Genomic DNA, 22,958 nt, shown 5'->3' on the forward strand with positions numbered 1-22,958 from the left:
TGGACGTGATCACACGGTATCACGTCCGGTGCCGTCGCCCGGGGAAATGAAATTTTTCGAAGCGTTCCTGGTCCGTGATCCCGCCTCGCCGCCGGCGGAACGCGACCCCCGAAGCCCGGTCGCCCCCTGAATCTCGAACACCTCCTGCAGGGTGGCGAGATCCTTTTCGATATGCGTGGTCGTGCCGGCGTCGATGATGGAGCGCAATGCCATGTTCACCGCCCGGGCCGCCGCCCGCATCGCGTGATGGGCATAGATGACCATGGCGATCCCCGCCGAGCCCAACTCGTCGATCGTGACACCGTGATAGCTGGTGGGTATCACGGCGACGGGACTGCGGTGGTCCCACAGTTCCATGAACTCATAGATCTCATGCGGGGAGGAGGCCTTGGAATGCACCAGGATCATGTCCGCGCCCGCGTTCACATAGGCCTCGGCCCTGGCGATGGCCTGTCGCGCGCCGAGTCCGGCGATGAACGCCTCGGTGCGGGCGGCCACCATGAAGCCGGTGCCGCGCTGGGCCTTCTTGGCCGCCTCGATCTTGGCGGAGAAGACCGACGTCGTCTCAAGGGTCTGGGGTGCGGACAGAAAACTGTTGTACTTGGGAAACGCCTTGTCCTCGATGCAGACCGCCGAGACCCCGGCGGCCTCGTAGGACTGGACCAGGGAGGTGATGTCGGCGGTGTCCTCGAAGCCGGTGTCGCAATCCGCAATGATCGGTAGGTCGGTCGCGGCCCTCATCATCCGTACCGCCGCCAGGCTCTCGGACATGGACAGCACGCTGGCATCGGGCACGGCGTGGCTGGTCGCGAGGCTGAACCCGGAAGCCCACACGGCGCCGAACCCGTTGCGCTGGGCGAGTCGGGCGGTCATGCCGTCGTGGGCTCCGGCGACCAGTACCGGCCTGTTCCGAGGCGGTCGCAAAAGAGCGGGGAGGGCGCGGATCTCGGGTAGGGACATCGGCATCTGCCCGTCTGTTCGAGTTCGGCGGTCAAGGTCACTGGTCCGTGGCGGCCGGCCCGCCCGGCCCCCTTCTGCGGCCACACGGGCCACGAGGACGCCGGTGGACCGCGGATCGGGACCCGTCGGGGACGAAACCTCCGCCGGCTGGGACCGTTGACCAAGAGTCACTCTTTCCCCGCCGAGACCTCAAGCTTCGATATCTTCGCGCAGGGCCTTGCGGAAACGCTCCTTGACTTCTCTAGGGAGAAGTTCCGTTGCCACTCGCGCGGGCTTGGTGCCGGAGTCCGGAGTGATCTTCACATGAATCAGCGTGGGGCCGGCGGAGTGTGCCGCGCCGTCGAGTACCGCGGCCAGTGCGGCGGCATCCGAGCATTGATGGGCCTGACGATAACCGCAGGCGCGGCCGACCGCGGAGAAGTCGGTCCGTGCTGCGCTGGTGCGCTGCCCCCCGGTGGACTCGTAGACGGCATTGTCGAGAATGATGTGCACGAGGTTGGGCGGCATGGTGCTGCCGATGACGGAAAGGCTGCCGAGATGCATGATGGCGGCGCCGTCGCCGTCGACCACCACGACCCTGCGCCCGGGGCTCTTGAGCGCCAGCCCGAGCCCGATGGCGCCGGCATGCCCCATGGACCCCTGCATGTAGAAATTCGCCGGCCGGTCCCGCTGTCGGAACAGTTCGCGGGAGATCATTCCTGTGGTCGCGACGAGCGCGTCCCGGTCGGTGAGCTTCCGGGTGATCACCGCAACGGCGTCTCGCCTGGTGAAACCGCCGACGGCGGGTGGGACACCGGCAGGTTCCACAGGGGAGAAGGTCCCCCGGCGGAACAACAGCGCCACCGGCCGCTGGGACCGCAGCATGGTCTGGACGGCCGCTTCCAGTACGTCGTTGAACTTCTCCGTATCCGGAGGGGCGAGCCAATAGGGGACCTGGAGCAGGCGCAGCAGCCGAGGGGTCGCGGCGCCCATGATCCGATGCTGTGGCTCGTCGGCCGGCTCGTCCGGGCAGCCGCGCCAGCTGACAAGGAGCAGAGCGGGCAGGTCGAAGACCGCCGAAAGCGAGGTGAGCGGATTGACGAGATTGCCGAGCCCGGAATTCTGCAGGACGACCACGGGCCTACCGCCCGCGAGGGCGACTCCCGCCGCCGTCGCGAGCGCGGACCCCTCGTTGGCGGCCTCCACGTAGCGCATGCCGGGGTCAAGGTCCAGGGCCTGGAGCAGGGAGGCGAAGTACGAGCAGGGGACGCCTGAGAAATACGTACAACCGTGCAGCTTCAACCGCCGGCAGCATTCGACCGGATCGATCAAGGGCGTCCTCCCGGAACGTGGACCCGAACCGGCCACGGACCAGCCGGCCGGGACGGGTACGGCCGGCTCACCCTCGGTCAACGGAGGACATCGCCGTCCGCGCGGCAGGGGCTGGTAGGGTTGACACCAGCGATCGGATGTGTGAGGAGGGTGCCGCCGTGGCCGTGCGCAGCGAGCAGCAGCTTGCCCGGCCCGTGACGAGGCGGCGGGATCCGGATGACCTGGGTCATCGATTTATGATGCCCGCCGAGGGTCCCGATCACACCTGACACCCGGACGGGACCGCTCCGGCGGGCGTATCGACTGTCATCGTCGGCCGCCGTCTCCCGCCGCTCACCATTCGGTGCCCGCACGGGACTGTGAGCGGTCCGACCTCCCAGCAGACACCCGCTGGTAGCGCGGGTGCGACCGACTCAAGAGGTTGTCTCACAACATCATGTCAGCGTCCAATCAGTCCTATGACCCTGTCGAGGTCTCGATACTCAAGCCGGACGAGGTCGACCGGATGCGAGCCCAGGCACTGCAGGCGATCGCCGCCGCGGCGAACCTGGAGGAGCTGAAGCGCGCCCGGCTGGACCACATGGCGGACCGGTCCCCGTTGGCCCTGGCGAATCGCGAGATCGGCGCGTTGCCTCCGGCGGCCCGCGCCGACGCGGGTAAGCGGGTGGGCGCGGCGCGCAAGGCGGTGGCCCAGGCTCTGCAGGATCGCCAGGCGGAACTGGAAGAGGAACGAGACCGTAACGCGCTGGCCCAGGAGGCGGTCGACGTCACCCTGCCCTGGGATCGCGCTCCGCGGGGAGCCCGGCATCCGGTCACCACCATGCAGGAGCGCATGACGGACGTCTTCGTGTCCATGGGGTTCGAGGTCGCGGAGGGCCCCGAGGTGGACGCCGAGTGGTTCAACTTCGACGCTCTCAACATCCCGCTGGACCACCCCGCGCGCTCGATGCAGGACACGTTCTGGATCGCGGGCCAGGACGGCCCGGACGGCTCGAACCAGTCGGGCCAGTCGGGCCAGTCGGGCCAGTCGGGCCAGTCGGGCCAGTCGGGCATGGTGCTGCGGACGCACACCTCGCCGGTCCAGATCCGGGCGCTGCTGAGCCGTCCGCTCCCGGTCTACGTGGTCAGCGCGGGCCGCACCTTCCGGTCCGACGAGTTCGACGCGACCCACAGCCCGGTCTTCCACCAGATGGAGGGCCTGGCCGTCGACGAGGGCATCACCATGGCCGACCTGCGCGGAGCGATTGAGGCGTTCGTCCGCGGCATGTTCGGAGAAGGGCTGCGGACACGGTTCCGGCCGTCGTACTTCCCCTTCACCGAACCGTCGGCCGAGGTCGACATGGAGTGCTTCGCGTGCCGGGGCGCTTCGACGGACACCGGCGGGCGGTCCTGCCGTACGTGCGACAGTGCGGGCTGGATCGAGCTCGGCGGCTGCGGCATGGTCAACCCGCGGGTGCTGGTGGCCTGCGGGATCGACCCCGACCGCTACAGCGGCTGGGCGTTCGGGCTGGGCGTGGAGCGCACGCTGATGTTCCGGCACGGTGTGGCGGACATGCACGACATGGTCGAGGGTGACGTGCGGTTCACCCTTCCGTTCGGGATGGAGATCTGATGCGGGTCCCGCTGTCCTGGCTGCGCGAGCACGTCGAGCTGCCCGCCGACGTCACCGGCCGCGACCTGGCCGCCCGGCTGATCGCGGCCGGGCTGGAGGTCGAGACGGTGGAGTCCGCCGGGCACGACCTGACCGGCCCGCTGGTGGTCGGCCGGGTGCTGGAGATCGAGGAGCTGACCGGCTTCAAGAAGCCGATCCGCTACTGCCGGGTGGACGTCGGCAACGCCGAGCCGCAGCAGATCATCTGCGGCGCGCGCAACTTCGCCGAGGGCGACCGGGTCGTGGTGGCGCTGCCCGGCTCCGAGCTGCCCGGCGGCTTCAAGATCGGCGCGCGCAAGACCTACGGCCGCATGTCGGAGGGCATGATCTGCTCGGTCGCCGAGCTGGGCATCGGCGACGACCACAGCGGCATCCTGGTGCTGCCCGGTGAGCCGGAGATCGGCGCGGACGCCATCGAGCTGCTGGGCGCGCGCGACGACGTCCTGGACATTGCCGTCACCCCCGACCGCGGTTACGCGCTGTCGATCCGCGGGGTGGCGCGCGAGGCGGCGATCGCCTACGGCGTGCCGTTCCACGACCCCGCCGAGGTGAAGCCGCCGGAGGAGACCGAGACGAGCCACCCGGCGAGCATTGCCGACCCGACCGCCTGCGACCGGTTCGTGCTGCGTGAGATCCGCGGCTTCGACCCGTCGGCGCAGACGCCGATGTGGATGCGGGTGCGGCTGCACCGGGCCGGGATGCGCCCGGTGTCGCTGGCCGTCGACGTCACCAACTACCTGATGCTGGAGCTGGGCCAGCCGCTGCACGCCTTCGACCGGGCCAAGCTGACCGGCGAGATCGTGGTGCGGCGGGCGCGGGCGGGCGAGAAGCTGGAGACCCTCGACCACGTCACCCGCACCCTCGACCCCGAGGACATCCTCATCACCGACGCCTCCGGCCCCATCTCGATGGCCGGCGCGATGGGCGGCCTGGCGACCGAGATCGACGAGGAGTCCACCGACATCGTCATCGAGGCGGCGCACTTCGACCCGGTCGGCATCGCCCGGACGGTGCGCCGGCACCGGCTGCACAGCGAGGCGTCCTACCGGTTCGAGCGCGGCGTCGACCGTGAGCTGCCGCTGCGGGCCGCCTACCGGGCGGCGCAGCTGCTGGTCGAGCTGGGCGGCGCCGAGTTCGTCCCGGGGGTGACGCACGCCGAGGCGCCGGCCGAGCAGACCGTGATCACCATCCCGGCCGACCACCCGGACCGGGTGGCCGGCGTGCGCTACGGCCGCGACACCGTGGTGCGCCGGCTCACCGACATCGGCTGCACCGTCGCCGGCGACGACGAGCTGACCGTCACGCCCCCGTCCTGGCGCCCCGACCTGGTCGACCCCAACGACCTGGCCGAGGAGGTCATCCGGCTGGAGGGCTACGAGAACATCCCGGCCCGGCCGCCCCGGCCGGTCGCCGGGCAGGGGCTCACCGCCGACCAGCGGCGGCGCCGCCGGGTCGGCCGGGCACTGGCCGCGGCCGGGTACGTCGAGGCGCTCACCTTCCCGTTCACGTCCGGCAAGGACCTCGACGACCTACAGCTTCCCGCCGACGACGGGCGCCGCCGGACGTTGCGGGTGGCCAACCCGATGTCGGAGGACGAGCCGCTGCTGCGCACCACGCTGCTGCCGGGCCTGCTGAAGGCGCTGGCCCGCAACGCCGGGCGCGGCTGCGGCGACGTCGGCCTGTTCGAGATGGGCCTGGTGTTCCGGCCCCGTCCGGACGCCCCGGCGCAGGCCCCCCGGCTGGCCGTCGACCGCGGCCCGGCCCCCGAGGAGATCGCCTCGGTGAACGCGGCGCTGCCGGACCAGCCGCTGAGGGTCGCCGTGGTGCTGGCCGGCGAACGTGAGCCGGCCGGCTGGTGGGGTCAGGGCCGCCCGGCGAGCTGGGCCGATGCCATCGAGGCCGCCCGTACCGTGGCTCGGGAGACCGGCGCCGAGCTGACCGTCGCGGCCGACCGGCACGCCCCCTGGCATCCGGGCCGGTGCGCGGCCCTGTACGTGGGGGACACCCTGGTCGGGCACGCCGGTGAGCTGCACCCGCGGGTCATCGCGGCGTACGGTCTTCCGCCTCGCACCAGCGCGATGGAGCTGGAACTGTCCCGCCTGGCCCCGCCCGCCCCCGTGCGGGCGCCGCACGTGTCCACCTACCCGCCGGCCACCCAGGACGTCGCGGTGGTGGTGGACGCCGCCCGCCCGGCCGCCGAGGTGGAGGCCGCCCTCCGCGAGGGGGCCGGCGAGTTGCTGGAGTCGATCCGGCTGTTCGACGTCTACACCGGTGAGCAGATCGGCGAGGGCCGCAAGTCGCTGGCGTTCACGCTGCGCTTCCGCGCACCCGACCGTACCCTCACCGCCGAGGAGGCCGGCGCGGCCCGTGACGCGGCGGTGGCGGCGGCGGCCGAGCGCACCGGCGCCGTCCTGCGCAGCGGCTGACGGACACCACGCGGCGCCCCGTGACCGGAGGTCCGGTTGCGGGGCGCCGCGGCGTTTCCTAATCTGGTCGGGTCCTGTCGCCGCCCGTCGGAGGTTTCGTTGAGGCACTGAGGTCACAGACACCGCGCAGAAGACCGGCCGTGGCGTGATGCCGCCGGTTCGCGCGTGACCTCGGTGATCCCCGACCCAGGGCGAGTCCCCCGCTGACGCTTCGTGCGTTCTCCGCGGTGTCTGTACGTCGCTTCCGTACACGTTCCGGCACCCAGAGGAGAACCGCCCCATGTCACACGCCGTCGTCCTTTCCGGCGTCTCGTTCACCTGGTCCGACGGCACGCCCGTCCTGACCGGCCTGGACGGGACGTTCGGCGCCTGCCGCACCGGGCTGATCGGCCGCAACGGCTCGGGCAAGTCGACCCTGCTGCGGCTGATCGCCGGGGAACTGCGCCCGCGGGCGGGCGCGATCACAGTGTCGGGCACCGTGGGCCACCTGCCGCAGAACCTTCCGCTCGGCACCGCCCGCACCGTCGCCGATCTGCTCGGCATCGCCGGGACCCGGGCCGCCCTGCACGCCATCGAACGCGGCGAGGCCACCGAGGCCAACTTCGCCGCCGTTGGCGACGACTGGGACGTCGAGGAACGCTCGCGCGCCGAACTGGACCGGCTCGGCCTGCCGCACGTCGGCCTGGACCGGGCCGTGGAGACCCTGTCCGGCGGCGAGACCATGATGGTCGGGCTGGCCGCGCTGCTCCTGCGGCGTCCCGAGGTGCTGCTGCTGGACGAGCCGACCAACAACCTGGACCTGGCCGCACGGCGGCGGCTGGCCGAGGCCGTGGACTCCTGGCCCGGCGTGCTCGTCGTGGTCAGCCACGACCGGGCGCTGCTGGAGCGCGTCGACGAGATCGCCGATCTGCGGGACGGCCGGCTGCGGACCTTCGGCGGCAACCTGCCGGCCTACGAGGAGGCGCTGGCCGTTGAGCAGGAGGCCGCCGAGCGGGCCGTGCGCACCGCCGAGTCCGAGGTGCGCCGCCAGCGCCGTGACCTGGCGGAGGCGCAGCTCAAGCTGGCCCGCCGGGCCCGTCAGGGCAGGAGGGCGGCGGAGAGCGGCGGCATGCCCAAGATCCTGCTGGGTGCGCGCAAGCGGGCCGCCCAGGAGTCGGCGGGCAGGCACCGTGCCCTGCACGAGGAACGGCTCCGCGACGCCGAGGAGCGGCTGGCGGAGGCCGAGGAGGCGGTCCACGACGACGACGGGATCCGCGTCGAGCTGCCCCGGACCGAGGTGCCCGCGGGCCGCACGGTGCTCACCGTCACCGGGCTCACCGCGCCCGAGCCGGACACCGGGTCGCTGCGGGAGCTGATCGTGCGCGGCCCCGAGCGGATCGCCCTCACCGGGCCGAACGGCTCGGGCAAGACGACCCTGCTGCGCGCCCTGGCGGGAGAGCACGAACTGCCCGGGACCGAGGTGAAGGTCGGTGTGCAGGGACTGCGCTACCTGCCCCAGCGCCTCGACGTCCTCGACGACGCCCTGAGCGTCGCCGACAACGTGCGGGCCTTCGCCCCGAACGCGTCACGGAACGAGATCCGGGCCGGGCTGGCCCGTTTCCTGTTCCGCGGCGCCCGCGCCGACCAGATCGCCGGTGGCCTGTCGGGCGGGGAACGCTTCCGCGCCGTCCTCGCCGCTCTGCTGCTCGCCGACCCCGCCCCGCAGTTGCTTTTGCTGGACGAGCCCACCAACAACCTGGACGTCACCAGCGTCCGGCAGCTCGCCCAGGCTCTCGGCGCCTATCGGGGGGCGCTCGTCGTGGTCAGCCACGACCTGCCGTTCCTGGAGACGATCGGCGTCACCCGGTGGCTGCGCATGGACCGGGCCGCGGGGGTCGTGGAGGACCCGCCGCGGTGAGGAACTTCGAAAAATGTCATGAGATGTCGATCTTGTGGCTGCTAGTTTGGTCGCCGATCTGCAGGAACAGGGGGACCAGAGCATGGCGAAGCTCAATCAGATCATCGCCGTCGAGAAGGGCGTCAAGAGCAAGTCCTTCCAGGAGCTGACCCAGGCGCACCAGGCGCTGCAGAAACTGCCGCCGCTGTCCGGTATCTCCCGCACCTACCAGCCCAAGGACGAGGAGGGCGAGCAGCTTCCGCCCGAGTCCACCCGGGTCCAGGTGAAGGCCGAGGACACGCTGCGCCAGGTCGCCGCCACGCTGACCAGGCTCTTCGACGTCACCGCCACCAAGGACTGGGCCAACTGCACCGCCCGCGCCGACGTCACCGTGGACGGCCGTGCGCTGCTGCGCGAGGTGCCGGTCAGCTACCTGCTCTTCTTGGAAAAGCAGCTGAAGGACCTGCACGACTTCGTCAGGAAGCTGCCGGTGCTGGACGCCGCCGAGTCCTGGACCTACGACGCCTCCACCGACGTGTGGCGCACCGAGCCGGTCCGCACCGTCAAGACCAAGAAGGTGCCGCGCAACCACGTCAAGGCCGAGGCCACCGACAAGCACCCCGCCCAGGTCGAGGTCTACTACGAGGACGTGCCGGTCGGGTACTGGACCACCGTCAAGTTCTCCGGCGCCCTGCCCGCCAAGCGGGTCAACGAACTGCTCGACCGCGTGGAGAAGCTGCAGGACGCCGTCAAGTACGCCCGTGAGGAGGCCAACAGCGCCGAGGTCACCGACCGGCACGTGGGGCAGGCCGTTTTCGACTACCTGTTCCAGTGACGGTCGCCTAGCATGGAGACTCCCTCCGCGCCTCGGCGCGGAGGGTGCGCAAGGAGCGCAAGTTGAAACTGAAGTTCAAGCTGACGACAGGCGTGTGACAGCGCGGGTTCGAATCCCGCCCCCGGCACTCGCGCCGGGGTGGCCCAACCGGTAGAGGCAGCCGCCGCCCAGACTCAGACTCTCGCTCCAGATTCAACATTCGCCGCCGAGCGCCGGAGCTCCGGACGTGGACAAAAGCCGTTGACTATGCCGGTTCGATTCCGGCTCGCCTCTCTCGCGAGGCGATGGCCTAAAGGTAAGGCGGACGGTATGAGCCTGATCCGCGTCCTTGAACGTTCCGGCGCGCGCAATTGGGCGGCAACCAGGGACCCGGGGGATGGGTAAACCCCCGGGTCCCACCTGTTCCTGCCGGGCCTGCTGCGCGACGGCGGGTGCGCGCGTGCCGAGGATCGCCTCGGCGCTGTGAGGTTTGTCGCCTTTGTGGTGATCTGCTCGGTGCATTGGCGGAGTGCCCCGCGGGGTATGCCGGTTCGGGTGGCCGGGCGAACCTGGGGAGCGGCATGCCGGGGCTTGAGGCGGGGGAGGCACGGCGGCGGCTGGCCGGGATGCCGGTGGCGCGGCTGGCGACGGCGGACGGGGCCGGGCGGCCGCATCTGGTCGTGGCGACGTTCGCCGTGGAGGGGGACCGGATCCACATGGCGGTCGACCACAAGCCCAAGCGGACGCGGGAGCTCAAGCGGCTGCGCAACATCGCCGAGAACCCCTGGGTGAGCGTGCTGGCCGACCACTACGAGGACGACTGGACGCGGCTGTGGTGGGTGCGGGCCGACGGTGAGGCGCGCGTCGTCGAGGAGCCGCCGGAACTGGAGCGGTCGGTGGACCTGCTGGTGGCGCGGTACCCGCAGTACCGCGGGCACCGGCCGGAGGGGCCCGCAATCGTGATCACGGTGCGGCACTGGGTTGGATGGGTATACGCGGGTGGGGCCGGCTGATCGTCCACATGCTGAGAGATCACCCCCCCGCTCTTGGATACTCATCCACCTTGATGCATAATTTTGCCGAGCAAGTGAGCGGGAGGGGTCCGAACGGTATGGGAATCAGGGCGGCGGTGGCCGGCGCCAGCGGGTATGCGGGCGGGGAGCTGCTGCGCATCCTGGCGGGCCATCCCGAGTTCGAGATCGGCACGCTGACGGCGGGCGCCAACGCCGGTGCGGAACTGGGCTCGCTGCAGCCCCACCTGTGGCCGCTGGCCGGCCGGGTGCTGGCCGAGACCACCGCCGAGACGCTGGCCGGGCACGACGTGGTCTTCCTGGCGCTGCCGCACGGACAGTCCGGCCCGCTGGCCGAGCAACTCGGCGACGACGTCCTGGTCGTGGACTGCGGTGCCGACTTCCGGCTGCGGGACGCCGCCGACTGGGAGGGCTTCTACGGCTCCCCGCACGCCGGCACCTGGCCGTACGGGCTGCCGGAGCTGCCCGGGCAGCGCGCGGTGCTGCGCGACACCCGGCGGATCGCGGTGCCCGGCTGCTACCCGACGGTGTCCACGCTGGCGATGTTCCCCGCGTTCGCGGCCGGGATCGCCGAGCCGGACGTCGTGGTGGTGGCGGCCTCCGGCGCCTCCGGCGCGGGCCGCAGCCTCAAGCCGCACCTGCTGGGCAGCGAGGTCATGGGCTCGGTGGCGGCCTACGGAGTCGGCGGTGTGCACCGGCACACCCCCGAGATCGTCCAGAACCTGGGCGCGGTCGCCGGGGAGCCGGTCACCGTGTCGTTCACCCCCACCCTGGCGCCGATGAGCCGCGGCATCCTCGCCACCTGCACCGCCAGGGTCAGACCCGGGGTGGGCGCCGCCGCGGTCCGGGAGGCCTACGAGAGCGCCTTCGACGGCGAGCCGTTCGTCCGGCTGCTGCCCGAGGGGCGGTGGCCCGCCACCGCGATGACGCTGGGCGCCAACACCGCGCTCGTCCAGGTCGCCCTCGACGAGCGCGCCGGGCGCCTGGTCGCCGTCGCCGCCATCGACAACCTCACCAAGGGCACCGCCGGAGGCGCGGTGCAGAGCGCCAACCTCGCCCTCGGCCTGCCCGAAGAGCTCGGACTCACCACGATCGGAGTGTCCCCTTGAGCGTTACCGCCCCCCTGGGATTCCGCGCCGCCGGCGTCGTCGCAGGGCTCAAGAACAGCGACGACCGTGACCTGGCACTGGTCGTCAACGACGGGCCGTCGCGTGCGGCGGCCGGGGTCTTCACCCGCAACCGGGTCAAGGCGGCCCCCGTGCTGTGGTCGCAGCAGGTGCTGAGCGGCGGCCGGGTGCGCGCGGTGGTGCTCAACTCCGGCGGCGCCAACGCCTGCACCGGGGCGGCCGGCTTCCAGGACACCCACGCCACCGCCGAGCGGGTCGGCACCGTGCTGGACGACTCGGCCGGCGAGGTCGCGGTCTGTTCCACCGGGCTGATCGGCGAGCGGCTGCCCATGGACCGGCTGCTGCCGGCGATCGACACCGCCGCCGCCGAGCTGTCGCGCGACGGCGGGCTGGCCGCCGCCGACGCCATCCGCACCACCGACACCGTCGCCAAGATCTCCTTCCGGCGGGCCGAGGCCGGCTACACGATCGGCGGTATGGCCAAGGGCGCGGGCATGCTCGCCCCCTCGCTGGCCACCATGCTGTGCGTGCTGACCACCGACGCCGACCTGGACGCCGCCGTGCTGGACCGGGCGCTGCGCGCGGCCACCACCGTCACCCTCGACCGGCTCGACGCCGACGGCTGCATCTCCACCAACGACACCGTCCTGCTGCTGGCCTCCGGCGCCGCCGGGGTCACCCCGGACGAGGCCGAGTTCACCGCGCTGCTCACCGAGGTGTGCGCCGACCTGACCCGCCAGCTGCTGGTGGACGCCGAGGGCGCCAGCAAGGCCATCGCGATCGAGGTCGTCGGCGCCGCCAGCGACTTCGACGCGGTCATGGTCGGCCGCGCCATCGCCCGCAACAACCTGCTCAAGTGCGCCATCCACGGCGAGGACCCCAACTGGGGCCGGGTGCTGTCGGCGGTCGGCAGCACCGAGGCGGTCTTCGACCCCGACCAGGTCAACGTGGCCATCAACGGGGTGTGGGTGTGCCGCAACGGCTCGGTCGGCGACGACCGCGACAAGGTCGACCTGCGTCCCCGCGACGTGACGATCACCGTGGACCTGTCGGCCGGCCCGGAGTCCGCGACCGTCTGGACGACCGACCTCACGGCCGAGTACGTCCACGAGAACTCGGCGTACTCGACATGAGCGCGCCACGGGGCCACGTGCTGGCCAAGGCCGCCACGCTGATCGAGGCACTGCCGTGGCTGGAGCGCTTCCACGGCAAGACCGTCGTGATCAAGTACGGCGGGCACGCCATGACCGACGAGGCGCTGCGGCGCTCCTTCGCCGAGGACGTGGTGTTCCTGCGCTACGCCGGGCTGCGGCCGGTGATCGTGCACGGCGGCGGCCCGCAGATCAACGCCGCGCTGGAGAAGCAGGGCATCGAGTCCAGCTTCACCGCCGGGCTGCGGGTCACCACCCCCGAGGCCATGGAGGTCGTCCGGATGGTGCTGGTCGGCCAGGTCAACCGGGACGTGGTCGGGCTGATCAACCGGCACGGCGCGTTCGCGGTCGGCATGTCCGGCGAGGACGCCAACCTGCTGACCGCCGAGCGCAAGCCCGCCATCGTCGACGGCGAGCCGGTCGACATCGGTCAGGTCGGCGAGATCGTCGAGGTCCAGGTGGGCGCGGTGCGCAGCCTGCTGGACGACGCCCGCATCCCGGTGATCTCCAGCGTGGCGCGCGGCGACGACGGCGAGGTCTACAACGTCAACGCCGACACCGCCGCCGCGGCGCTGGCGGTCGCGCTGGACGCCGTCAAGCTCATCGTGCTCACCGACGTGGAGGGCCTGTACGCCGACTGGCCCGAAAGCGACGAGGTCATCGACGAGCTGACCACCGACGAACTGGCGAAGCTGCTGCCGGACCTGTCGGCCGGCATGGTCCCGAAGATGGGGGCGTGCCTGCAGGCGGTGCGCGGCGGCGTCCCGCAGGCGCACGTCCTGGACGGCCGGGTGCCGCACTCGCTGCTGCTGGAAGTGTTCACCGACGAGGGCATCGGCACCATGGTGCTGCCGAGCCGGGGAGGAGCCTCGTGAACAGGTCGCAGACGGGCGCGAGCTCCCAGGAACTGCTGGCCCGCTACCAGGCCGCGTTCATGCCCAACTACGGGGTGCCGCCGGTGGCGCTGGTGGCCGGGCAGGGCTGCCTGGCCTGGGACGCCGACGGCAGGCAGTACCTGGACTTCATCGCCGGCATCGCCGTCAGCTCCCTCGGCCACGCCCACGAGGCGCTCGCCGAGGCCGTCGGCGAGCAGGTCCACTCGATCGTGCACACCTCCAACCTGTTCATCAACGAGCAGGAGGTGCTGCTGGCCGAGGAGCTGCGCCGGCTGCTGGGCGGCCAGGGCCGGGTGTTCCTGTCCAACAGCGGCACCGAGGCCAACGAGTGCGCCCTCAAGCTCGCCATCAAGTACGGCAAGAGCCGGGGGCGGGGGCGCGGTGGTCGCGGCTACTTCGTGGCCGCCGAGAACGGCTTCCACGGCCGGTCGATGGGCGCCCTGTCGCTGACCGGCAAGCAGTCGATCCGCGAGCCGTTCGGCCCGTTCGCCCTCGACGTGCGGTTCGTCCCGTACGGCGACGCGCAGGCGCTGGCCGAGGCCGTCACCGGCGAGTGCGCCGCGGTCTTCCTGGAGCCCACGCTCGGCGAGGGCGGCGTCGTCCCCCCGCCGGACGGCTATCTCGCCGCCGCCCGCCAGATCTGCGACGACACCGGCGCCCTGTTCGTCATGGACGAGATCCAGTCCGCCATCGGCCGCACCGGCACCTGGTTCGCCCACCAGCACGACGGCGTGCGCCCCGACATCCTCACCCTGGCCAAGGGCCTGGGCGGCGGCCTGCCGATCGGCGCCTGCGTCGGCTTCGGCCCGGCCGGGGAGCTGTTCGCCAAGGGCGACCACGGCAGCACCTTCGGCGGCAACCCGGTGGCCTGCGCCGCCGCCCTGGCCGTGCTGCACACCATCGAGAAGGAGGGGCTGCTCGGCAACGCCGCCGAGGTCGGCGCCCTGCTCAAGGACGGCCTCGCCGCGCTCGGCCACCCCCTGCTGGCAGGCGTCCGCGGCCGCGGCCTGTGGCTGGGCGTCGTGCTGGCCGAGCCGGTGGCGGCACGGGTGGAGGCGGCCGCGCGGGACGCCGGCTTCCTGGTCAACGCCGTGCAGCCGAACGTGATCAGGCTCGCCCCGCCGCTGGTCGTCACCGCCGGCCAGGCCGGCGCGCTGGTCGACGCGTTCCCCTCGATCCTCGACGCCGCCAAGGAGGGCTGACAGATGGTGCGCCACTTCCTGCGGGACGACGACCTGACCCCCGCCGAGCAGGCCGAGGTCCTCGACCTGGCCGCGGCCATGAAGCGGGACCGGTTCGCCCACCGCCCCCTGGAGGGCCCCCGGACGGTGGCGGTGCTGTTCGACAAGCCATCCACCCGCACCCGGATCTCGTTCGCGGTCGGCATCGCCGAACTCGGCGGCCATGCCCTGGTGATGGACGCCGGCACCAGCCAACTCGGCCGGGGCGAGACCATCGGCGACACCGCCAGGGTGCTGGAACGGCAGGTCGCCGCGATCGTGTGGCGGACCGGTGGGCAGCAGCGGGTCGAGGAGATGGCCGCCGCGTCCTCGGTGCCGGTCGTCAACGCCCTCACCGACGAGTTCCACCCCTGCCAGATCCTGGCCGACCTGCAGACCGTCCAGGAGGCCAAGGGCACGCTGGCCGGCGTGACGCTGGCCTACCTCGGCGACGGCGCCAACAACATGGCCCACTCCTACCTGCTGGGCGGCGCCACCGCCGGTCTGCACGTGCGCATCGCCGCCCCCGAGGGCTACACGCCCGACCCGGCCGTCGTCGGACGCGCCACCGAGATCGCCGGATCCGCCGGCGGATCGGTCACCGTCACCACCGACGCCAAGGCCGCCTGCCAGGGCGCCGACGTGCTGGCCACCGACACCTGGGTCTCGATGGGCCAGGACGCCAAGGACGTCGCCGTCTTCGCGCCCTACGCGATCGACGAGGAGAAGGTCGCGCTGGCCGCCGCCGACGTGTCGGTGCTGCACTGCCTGCCCGCCTACCGGGGCAAGGAGATCGCCGCGACCGTCCTGGACGGCCCGCACAGCGTGGTCTGGGACGAGGCCGAGAACCGGCTGCACGCCCAGAAGGCCCTGCTCACCTGGCTGCTGGAGCGGTCCGCGGGCGGGGGCCCCGGATGACCACTCCGATGACCAAGGCGGCGCGGCACGCCCGTGTCATCGAGCTGCTGACCCGCCACCCCGTCCACTCCCAGGGAGAACTGGCCCGGCTGCTGGCCGAGGAGGGCCTGGAGGTCACCCAGGCGACGCTGTCGCGGGACCTGGTGGAGATCGGCGCGGTCAAGCTGCGCGCCGACGACGGCAGCCTGATCTACGCGGTGCCGGGGGAGGGCGGCGAGCGCATCCCGCGCACCCGCATCGGCAACGCCGAGTCCTTCCACGGCCGGCTCGCCCGGCTGGCCCAGGAACTGCTGGTCTCCGCCGAGGCGTCGGCCAACCTGGTCATCGTGCGCACCCCGGCCGGCGCCGCCCAGTACCTGGCCTCGGCCATCGACCACGCCGAGTGGCCGACGGTGCTGGGTACCGTGGCGGGTGACGACTCCATCCTCGTCATCGCCCGCGACCCCCAGGGCGGCCAGGCCCTGGCCGACGCGCTGCTGCGGCTGACCGAACGACGAGGCTAGGGGCCCGCGGCCCCCGTCTCCAGCGCACCACAACCCGCACGTCTTCTTCAGCACTGCCGAAACAGGAGATCACCTTATGAGCGAGCGGATCGTACTCGCATACTCCGGGGGTCTGGACACCTCCGTGGCCATCCCGTTCCTCGCCGAGCAGACCGGCGCCGAGATCATCGCCGTGGCCGTCGACGTCGGCCAGGGCGGCGAGGACCTGGAGGTCATCCGCAAGCGGGCGCTGGCGTGCGGCGCCGCCGAGGCCGTGGTGGTCGACGCCCGCGAGGAGTTCGCCGCCGACTTCTGCGTGCCCGCCCTGCAGGCCAACGCCCTCTACATGGACCGCTACCCGCTGCTGTCCTCGCTGTCGCGGCCGCTGATCGTCAAGCACCTGGTGGCCGCCGCCAAGGAGTTCGGCGGCACCGCCGTCTCGCACGGCTGCACCGGCAAGGGCAACGACCAGGTCCGCTTCGAGGCCGGCCTGTCCGCGCTGCACCCCGACCTGAAGGTCATCGCGCCCGCCCGGGACTTCGCCTGGACCCGCGACAAGGCCATCGAGTACGCCGAGTCCAAGGGCCTGCCGATCGACGTGTCGGCCAAGTCCCCGTACTCCATCGACCAGAACCTGTGGGGCCGCGCCGTGGAGACCGGCTTCCTGGAGGACATCTGGAACGGCCCCATCGAGGACGTCTACGACTACACCGCCGACCCGGCCGTGCCCCGCGACCCCGACGAGGTCGTCATCACCTTCACCGCCGGCGTGCCCACCGCCCTCGACGGCCGCGCGCTGACCCCGTACCAGATCATCACCGAGCTCAACCAGCGCGCCGGCGCCCAGGGCGTGGGCCGCATCGACATGGTCGAGGACCGGCTGGTCGGCATCAAGAGCCGCGAGGTCTACGAGGCCCCCGCCGCCATCGCGCTGATCACCGCGCACATGGAGCTGGAGAACGTCACCGTCGAGCGCGACCTGGCCCGCTTCAAGCGCGGCGTCGACCAGCGCTGGGGCGAACTGGTCTACGACGGCCTGTGGTTCTCCCCGCTGAAGTACGCGCTGGACGCCTTCATCGCCGACTCCCAGCGCCAGGTCTCCGGCGACATCCGGCTCACCCTGCACGGCGGTCGGGCCGTGGTGACGGGTCGCCGCAGCGACGCCTCTCTCTACAGCTACGACCTGGCCACCTACGACACCGGCGACACCTTCGACCAGAGCCTGGCCAAGGGCTTCGTCGAGCTGTTCGGCCTGCCCAGCAAGATGGCCGCCATCCGCGACCGGCGCGTCCAGGGCTGAGGCGCGGCCGGGACCGGCACCGGTCCCAGCTGAGGCGCGGGCAAGACCGCGGAGAACGAGCGATCTTGCCCGCGACGAGGAAGCGCCGCGCGCCGCCGGTCGGCCCGCCGCCGAGCGGGCCGATGCCGCGAACCGGAGCGGCCGGTACGGTCCTGGGCGTTCCTGGACGAGCCTGGACGAGCCTGGACGAGAACGTGTGAACAGGTGATCCCGACCGCGGCGGAGAGGGCCCATACATGCCGAAGGGCCCGCCGGCCAGGGCGGAGACGGCCGCGACCAGGAGCTTCGCGATGAACCGGCCCCCTGCGAGGCCTCTTCGACTTTTCCCTCGCCCGGCAGGGCGTTCCCGCCGCGCGGCCTGCCAGGCTGTGGAGATTGAGGGCGGCGTGATCGGCCCCGCCCGGTAGGCTTCGAACGGCTGGGTCACCGAAGGCCACCGGAGAGCGGGCCCGCATGGTCTGGACCGAGGGGCTTTTCACGATCGCGAGGCACCGGCGATCGTGAGAACGACGAGGGCGGACCACGCGGCCTCAGGACCGCCCGCCGTCGCGGCGGAGCCGCGACCATGAACACGTCCGCGAGCCGTCGCGCCACAGGCGCGACCATGAGCACGCCGTCGCGGCGGAGCCGCGGCGTACAGATGGGAGCAGTGTGAGCAAGGCACCGACGAGGTTGTGGGGCGGCCGGTTCGAGGGCGGTCCGGCGGACGCGCTCGCCCGGCTGTCGGTGAGCGTCCAGTTCGACTGGCGCCTGGCCCCGTACGACCTGATGGGCTCGCGCGCCCACGCCCGCGTGCTGCACCGGGCGGGCCTGCTCACCGACGACGAGCTGACCCGCATGCTGGGCGCCCTGGACGACCTGGAGGAGGCCTGCCGCTCCGGCGAGTTCCGGCCCACCGTCGCCGACGAGGACGTGCACACCGCCCTGGAGCGCGGCCTGCTGGAACGGCTCGGCGCGCTGGGCGGCAAGCTGCGCGCCGGCCGCAGCCGCAACGACCAGGTCGCCACCGACCTGCGGCTGTACCTGCGCGACCACGTCCGGCAGATCGTCAGCCGGCTGGTGGAGCTGGAGACCGCGCTGATCGCCCAGGCCGAGCACAACCTGGGGGTGGCCGCCCCCGGCATGACCCACCTGCAGCACGCCCAGCCGGTGCTGTTCTCCCACCAGCTGCTGGCCCACGTCCAGCCGCTGACCCGCGACATCGACCGGCTGCGCGACTGGGACAAGCGCGCGGCGATCTCCCCGCTGGGCTCGGGCGCGCTGGCCGGCTCCTCGCTGCCGCTGGACCCGCAGGCGGTCGCCGAGGAACTGGGCTTCGACGCCCCCGCGCCGAACTCGATGGACGCGGTCAGCGACCGCGACTTCGCCGCCGAGTTCCTGTTCGCGGCGGCGCTGATCGGCGTCCACCTGTCCCGGCTGGGCGAGGAGGTCGTGCTGTGGGCCTCCCAGGAGTTCCGCTGGATCGAGATGGACGACACCTACGCCACCGGGTCGTCGATCATGCCGCAGAAGAAGAACCCGGACGTGGCCGAGCTGGCCCGCGGCAAGGCCGGCCGGCTCATCGGCCATCTGGTCGGGCTGCTGACCACCCTCAAGGGCCTGCCGCTCACCTACAACCGCGACCTGCAGGAGGACAAGGAGGGCGTCTTCGACGCCGTCGAGACCCTGCTGCTGGTGCTGCCCGCCATGTCCGGCCTGATCGCCACCATGCGGGTCAACACCGAACGCCTGGAGTCGCTGGCCCCCGAGGGCTTCGCCCTGGCCACCGACCTGGCCGAGCTGCTGGTACGGCGCGGCGTCCCGTTCCGCGACGCCCATGAGGTCGTCGGTCACCTGGTGGTGTGGTGCCAGGTCAACGACTCCGACTTCGGCGACCTCACCGACGACGAGCTGGCCAAGGTGTCCCCGCACCTGACCCCCGACGTCCGGGAGGTGCTGAACGTGGCGGGCGCACTGGCCTCCCGCAAGGCCTACGGCGGCACCGGCCCCGACCAGGTCCGCGAGCAGCTCGCCAACCTGCGCGCCCTGGTCAACGAGCACGCGGCCTGGGCCTCGGGCTCCGACTCCTGAGGACCCGGCCCATGCCGATCCGCAGGCGGCCGGCGTGAGCGACCTCCTCGGCCGCGACTTCTTCGACCGTCCGGTGGAGGAGGTCGCCCCCGCCCTGCTCGGCCAGGTGCTCGCGCACCGTACCGAGGAGGGCGAGGTCGCGCTGCGCCTCACCGAGGTCGAGGCGTACGCGGGCGCGCTCGACCCGGCGTCCCACTCCTACCGGGGCCGCACCCCCCGCAACGCGGTGATGTGGGGGCCGCCGGGGCACGTCTACGTGTACTTCACCTATGGCATGCACTTCTGCATGAATCTGGTGTGCGGGCCAGAGGGCAAGGCGTCGGCGGTGCTGCTCCGGGCCGGCGAGGTGACCGACGGGCGGGACCTGGCCGTCGCGCGCCGCCCCCGCTCGTCTCCCCGCGACCTCGCCCGCGGCCCGGCCCGGCTCTGCCAGGCGCTGGGCATCGCCCGCGAGCACAACGGGCTGGACGCCTGTGCCCCCGGCTCGCCTGTGCGGGTCCTGACCGGCGAACCGGTGGATCCCGCCCGGATCTGCACCGGCCCACGGGTCGGTGTGAGCGCCGCCAAGGACGTCCCCTGGCGTTTCTGGATCGACGGCGAGCCCAGCGTGTCGGCCTACCGCCTGCACGTCCCCCGCCGCCGCAGGGCCACGGGCCGAGGCTCCGCCTTGGACGGGAGCGGTGAGAGCCGATGATGCGCCCCTTCGCCGCTGGGGCACTGACCAGAGCACTTCCAGGCACGAACTGCGCGTCCCCGCCCGTCACTTCCGCTACGGCCGGTGAATATCGTTACCGTGAACGACGGCCCATCGGGCACCCTGGTGGGCGTACCGGACAGCCCGGAGAGCACGGAAGACGAGGGAGATCGTGACCGACGTCCTTGAGGATCTCGCGTGGCGCGACCTGATCGCGCAGTCCACTGACCTGGACGATCTGCGGGCGCTGCTCGCCGCGGGGCCGGTCACGCTGTATTGCGGGTTCGACCCGACCGCGCCGAGCCTGCATCTGGGCAACCTGATCCAGATCCTCACCCTGCGCCGCTTCCAGCGCGCCGGCCACCGCCCGATCGGGCTGGTCGGCGGCGCCACCGGCCTGATCGGCGACCCCAGCGGCAAGAGCGCCGAACGCACCCTCAACTCCGAGGAGGTCGTGGCCGGCTGGGTCGGGCGCATCCGCGACCAGGTCGCCCGATTCCTGGACTTCGACGGCCCCACCGGCGCCCTCATGGTCAGCAACCTCGACTGGACCGGCCCCATGACGGCCATCGAGTTCCTGCGCGACATCGGCAAGCACTTCCCGGTCAACCGGATGCTCGCCCGCGAGACCGTGAAGACCCGCCTGGAGAGCACGGGCATGAGCTACACCGAGTTCAGCTACGTGCTGCTGCAGTCGATGGACTTCCTGGAGCTCTACCGGCGGTACGGCTGCCGCCTGCAGACCGGCGGCAGCGACCAGTGGGGCAACCTCACCGCGGGCGTCGACCTGATCCGCCGGGTGGAGGGCGGGTCCGCCCACGCCCTCACCACCCCGCTGCTGACCAAGGCGGACGGCTCCAAGTTCGGCAAGACCGCCGGCGGCGAGACCTACTGGCTCGACCCCGAGCTGACCTCGCCGTACGCGTTCTACCAGTTCTGGTTCAACGCCGACGACCGGGACGTGGAGAAGTACCTCAAGGTCTTCAGCTTCCGCTCCCGGGAGGAGATCGAGCACCTGGTCAAGGAGTCGGCCGAACGTCCCGCCGCCCGCCAGGCCCAGCGGGCCCTGGCCGAGGAGCTGACCACGATGGTCCACGGCGCCGACGAGTGCGCGAAGGTCATCGCGGCCTCCCGCGCGCTGTTCGGGCAGGGCGCCCTGGAGGAACTGGACGAACGGACCCTCCGCGCGGCCCTGCGTGAGGTTCCCCACGCGGAGATCCCGCCCGGCGAGCTGCCCGCCGTCGCGGACCTCCTCGTTGGCAGCGGCCTGTGCAAGAGCAAGTCCGAGGCCCGGCGCACCATCGCCCAGGGCGGCGCCTACCTGAACAACACCAAGGTCGTCTCCGAGGACGCCGTCCCCGTACCCGAAGACCTGCTGCACGGCCGGTTCCTGGTGCTGCGGCGGGGCAAGCGCAACGTCGGCGGCGTCGAGGTCGCACTCCCCGAGGCCTGATCCCGGCTCCACGGACGCCCGGCCACCCCGCTCATCGAGGCGCGAGCGGGGCTCCAGGAGCCTTCGACCCCACGGACGCCCGGCCCACCCCGGCCGGGCGTCCGTCATGTCCGGGACGGCCCTCACCGCCTGGGACATCCTCGTCGCCCGGTCGTTGTCCTTACTTCGTCCGGCGTGATGTCCGCCCAAGGCCCTCGCCGGGCCGCTTCACGACCTGTGGCACGCCGGGGGCTGCGTCACGGGGCGATCGCGAGGGCCTTGCCGGGTGGTCTGCAGGGACGTCCCGGCCGGCCCGGTCACTGTCTCCGGCGGGCGCCAATGTGACGTCCGCCGGTCTACCTGATGGCTTGCGCCCACGGTCGTGGGGCGGTCGACAACGCCTGCCAGGGGACGTGCTGGGGTGTTGGTCTCTCGCCTGACGCCGAAGGCCCTGCTGACCGGCTTCACGGTTTGCGCGGCCCGGTGATCCGGGAGGAGCCCCAGAGTCCTGTGGGGCTGGACGTCCCCCGGCTGACCTGGACGTGTCTCTCCCGGGCGCCGGTGTGACGTCCGCCGGTCCGCTTGACGGTTTGCGGAGGTGTCGGGGTCCCGTGTCACGGAGTGATCCATGAGGGTCCCGCCAGAGGTTTGCGGGGCGGGCAGGGCGGGAATATTCCGGCTGACCTGGGTGGTTGTCTTGTCTGGACGTTGCCGTGACGTCCGCCCGGGATCTCCGCCGGGCCGCTTCGCGGCCCGTGGAGGCACCACGATCAACATCACAGAGTGATCACGAGGCCCTCGCCAGGGGGCCTGTGGAGGCGGAAATACCCCTCCTGACCTGGTTGTTCGTTCACTCTGCCGTCGATTTGACGACGTGGCACGGTCAACCTAATGTTCTACCTGCCCCACGGGGGAGCGGGACGCCGACAGGCGGCCGGCCCCGGGGGAAGCCACCACAGACCGGACGGGCGCGATGCCTCGCGTCCTGAAGATCACGGCGGCGCCCGAGCGGACCGAGTTGGACAAACCGGGACGAACGGGTACAGTAGAAGGGTTGCCCCACGGGGCGCTCGCCCGGGAGGGTGGGTGTTGCGGGGTGGGTGTCCGTTTCTTGAGAACTCAACAGTGTGTTAAAAGCCAGTGCCTTGTGACAGCCCCTGGTTGTTGGGGTTGTTGTTCCTCGTCTGAGGAATTTCTTTGAGGCGATGCTCGCCGGTTGTTGTGGCTGGTGGGTGTCTGCTGGGATGTGAGTCCCGTTCAGGTTTGCCCGTCCCCTCTGGGGGTGGGTGTGTGACCTTGATGGAGAGTTTGATCCTGGCTCAGGACGAACGCTGGCGGCGTGCTTAACACATGCAAGTCGAGCGGAAAGGCCCCTTCGGGGGTACTCGAGCGGCGAACGGGTGAGTAACACGTGAGCAACCTGCCCCTGACTTCGGGATAAGCCTGGGAAACCGGGTCTAATACCGGATATGACCTCTTGCCGCATGGTGGGGGGTGGAAAGTTTTTTCGGTTGGGGATGGGCTCGCGGCCTATCAGCTTGTTGGTGGGGTGATGGCCTACCAAGGCGACGACGGGTAGCCGGCCTGAGAGGGCGACCG

The 22,958-nt window shown here is 71.6% G+C and carries 17 protein-coding genes and 1 rRNA gene; 16 read left to right on the forward strand and 2 right to left on the reverse strand.

Annotated features, from left to right (window positions below; genetic code table 11):
* Window positions 1–9: 9 nt before the first annotated feature.
* Together C4U03_RS33415 and aepY are read right to left on the reverse strand one after the other, a co-directional pair.
* Window positions 10–966, reverse strand: coding sequence for an isocitrate lyase/phosphoenolpyruvate mutase family protein (locus C4U03_RS33415; protein ID WP_103943755.1), 957 nt, complete (start codon window positions 964–966; stop codon window positions 10–12).
* A gap of 183 nt (window positions 967–1,149) precedes the next feature.
* Window positions 1,150–2,271, reverse strand: coding sequence for a phosphonopyruvate decarboxylase (gene aepY / locus C4U03_RS33420; protein WP_160147181.1), 1,122 nt, complete (start codon window positions 2,269–2,271; stop codon window positions 1,150–1,152).
* Window positions 2,272–2,707: 436 nt separating this feature from the next.
* Here aepY and pheS point away from each other — a divergent pair, with 436 nt between their 5' ends.
* The 16 genes from pheS to C4U03_RS33500 form a co-directional block, all read left to right on the forward strand.
* Entirely contained in the window at window positions 2,708–3,883 is a 1,176-nt protein-coding gene (gene pheS, locus C4U03_RS33425) for a phenylalanine--tRNA ligase subunit alpha (protein ID WP_103943759.1), read from the forward strand.
* A complete protein-coding gene (pheT, locus tag C4U03_RS33430) occupies window positions 3,883–6,348 on the forward strand; it encodes a phenylalanine--tRNA ligase subunit beta (RefSeq protein ID WP_103943761.1) in 2,466 nt (821 codons plus the stop codon). Before pheS ends, pheT begins: the two co-directional genes overlap by 1 nt.
* Before the next feature lie 280 nt (window positions 6,349–6,628).
* The gene (locus tag C4U03_RS33435) at window positions 6,629–8,245 is read left to right on the forward strand and encodes an ABC-F family ATP-binding cassette domain-containing protein (RefSeq protein WP_103943763.1); all 1,617 of its coding nucleotides are present in this window, start codon (window positions 6,629–6,631) and stop codon (window positions 8,243–8,245) included.
* Between the two features lie 82 nt (window positions 8,246–8,327).
* The gene (locus tag C4U03_RS33440) at window positions 8,328–9,059 is read left to right on the forward strand and encodes a DUF7873 family protein (protein ID WP_103943807.1); all 732 of its coding nucleotides are present in this window, start codon (window positions 8,328–8,330) and stop codon (window positions 9,057–9,059) included.
* A gap of 560 nt (window positions 9,060–9,619) precedes the next feature.
* On the forward strand, window positions 9,620–10,051 hold the full coding sequence (locus tag C4U03_RS33445) for a TIGR03668 family PPOX class F420-dependent oxidoreductase (RefSeq protein WP_103943765.1): 432 nt from the start codon (window positions 9,620–9,622) through the stop codon (window positions 10,049–10,051).
* 98 nt (window positions 10,052–10,149) lie between these two features.
* Window positions 10,150–11,178 carry an N-acetyl-gamma-glutamyl-phosphate reductase gene (gene argC, locus C4U03_RS33450; RefSeq protein WP_103943767.1) on the forward strand — a complete coding sequence of 343 codons (1,029 nt, stop codon included), beginning with the start codon at window positions 10,150–10,152 and terminating at the stop codon, window positions 11,176–11,178.
* Complete coding sequence (gene argJ, locus C4U03_RS33455) at window positions 11,175–12,329, forward strand: bifunctional glutamate N-acetyltransferase/amino-acid acetyltransferase ArgJ (RefSeq protein WP_103943769.1); 1,155 nt, start codon at window positions 11,175–11,177, stop codon at window positions 12,327–12,329. Before argC ends, argJ begins: the two co-directional genes overlap by 4 nt.
* Entirely contained in the window at window positions 12,326–13,222 is an 897-nt protein-coding gene (gene argB / locus C4U03_RS33460) for an acetylglutamate kinase (RefSeq protein ID WP_103943771.1), read from the forward strand. The genes argJ and argB overlap by 4 nt, the downstream gene beginning before the upstream one ends.
* Window positions 13,219–14,445 carry an acetylornithine transaminase gene (locus tag C4U03_RS33465; RefSeq protein WP_268817565.1) on the forward strand — a complete coding sequence of 409 codons (1,227 nt, stop codon included), beginning with the start codon at window positions 13,219–13,221 and terminating at the stop codon, window positions 14,443–14,445. Before argB ends, C4U03_RS33465 begins: the two co-directional genes overlap by 4 nt.
* Window positions 14,446–14,448: 3 nt before the next feature.
* Complete coding sequence (gene argF / locus C4U03_RS33470; protein ID WP_103943773.1) at window positions 14,449–15,381, forward strand: ornithine carbamoyltransferase; 933 nt, start codon at window positions 14,449–14,451, stop codon at window positions 15,379–15,381.
* Window positions 15,378–15,884 carry an arginine repressor gene (locus C4U03_RS33475; protein WP_103943775.1) on the forward strand — a complete coding sequence of 169 codons (507 nt, stop codon included), beginning with the start codon at window positions 15,378–15,380 and terminating at the stop codon, window positions 15,882–15,884. Before argF ends, C4U03_RS33475 begins: the two co-directional genes overlap by 4 nt.
* Before the next feature lie 76 nt (window positions 15,885–15,960).
* Window positions 15,961–17,163, forward strand: a complete 1,203-nt coding sequence (locus C4U03_RS33480; RefSeq protein ID WP_103943777.1) for an argininosuccinate synthase — start codon at window positions 15,961–15,963, stop codon at window positions 17,161–17,163.
* A 651-nt stretch (window positions 17,164–17,814) separates the two neighbouring features.
* On the forward strand, window positions 17,815–19,233 hold the full coding sequence (gene argH, locus C4U03_RS33485) for an argininosuccinate lyase (RefSeq protein ID WP_103943779.1): 1,419 nt from the start codon (window positions 17,815–17,817) through the stop codon (window positions 19,231–19,233).
* Between the two features lie 34 nt (window positions 19,234–19,267).
* Window positions 19,268–19,927, forward strand: coding sequence for a DNA-3-methyladenine glycosylase (locus C4U03_RS33490; RefSeq protein WP_103943781.1), 660 nt, complete (start codon window positions 19,268–19,270; stop codon window positions 19,925–19,927).
* 172 nt (window positions 19,928–20,099) lie between these two features.
* On the forward strand, window positions 20,100–21,380 hold the full coding sequence (gene tyrS, locus C4U03_RS33495) for a tyrosine--tRNA ligase (RefSeq protein WP_103943783.1): 1,281 nt from the start codon (window positions 20,100–20,102) through the stop codon (window positions 21,378–21,380).
* Between the two features lie 1,275 nt (window positions 21,381–22,655).
* Window positions 22,656–22,958: ribosomal RNA gene (locus C4U03_RS33500) — 16S ribosomal RNA — on the forward strand; the annotation flags it as partial.

Origin of the sequence: Thermomonospora echinospora, assembly GCF_900108175.1 — a bacterium.
In the GTDB taxonomy this organism is placed as follows: Bacteria; Actinomycetota; Actinomycetes; order Streptosporangiales; family Streptosporangiaceae; genus Thermomonospora; species Thermomonospora echinospora.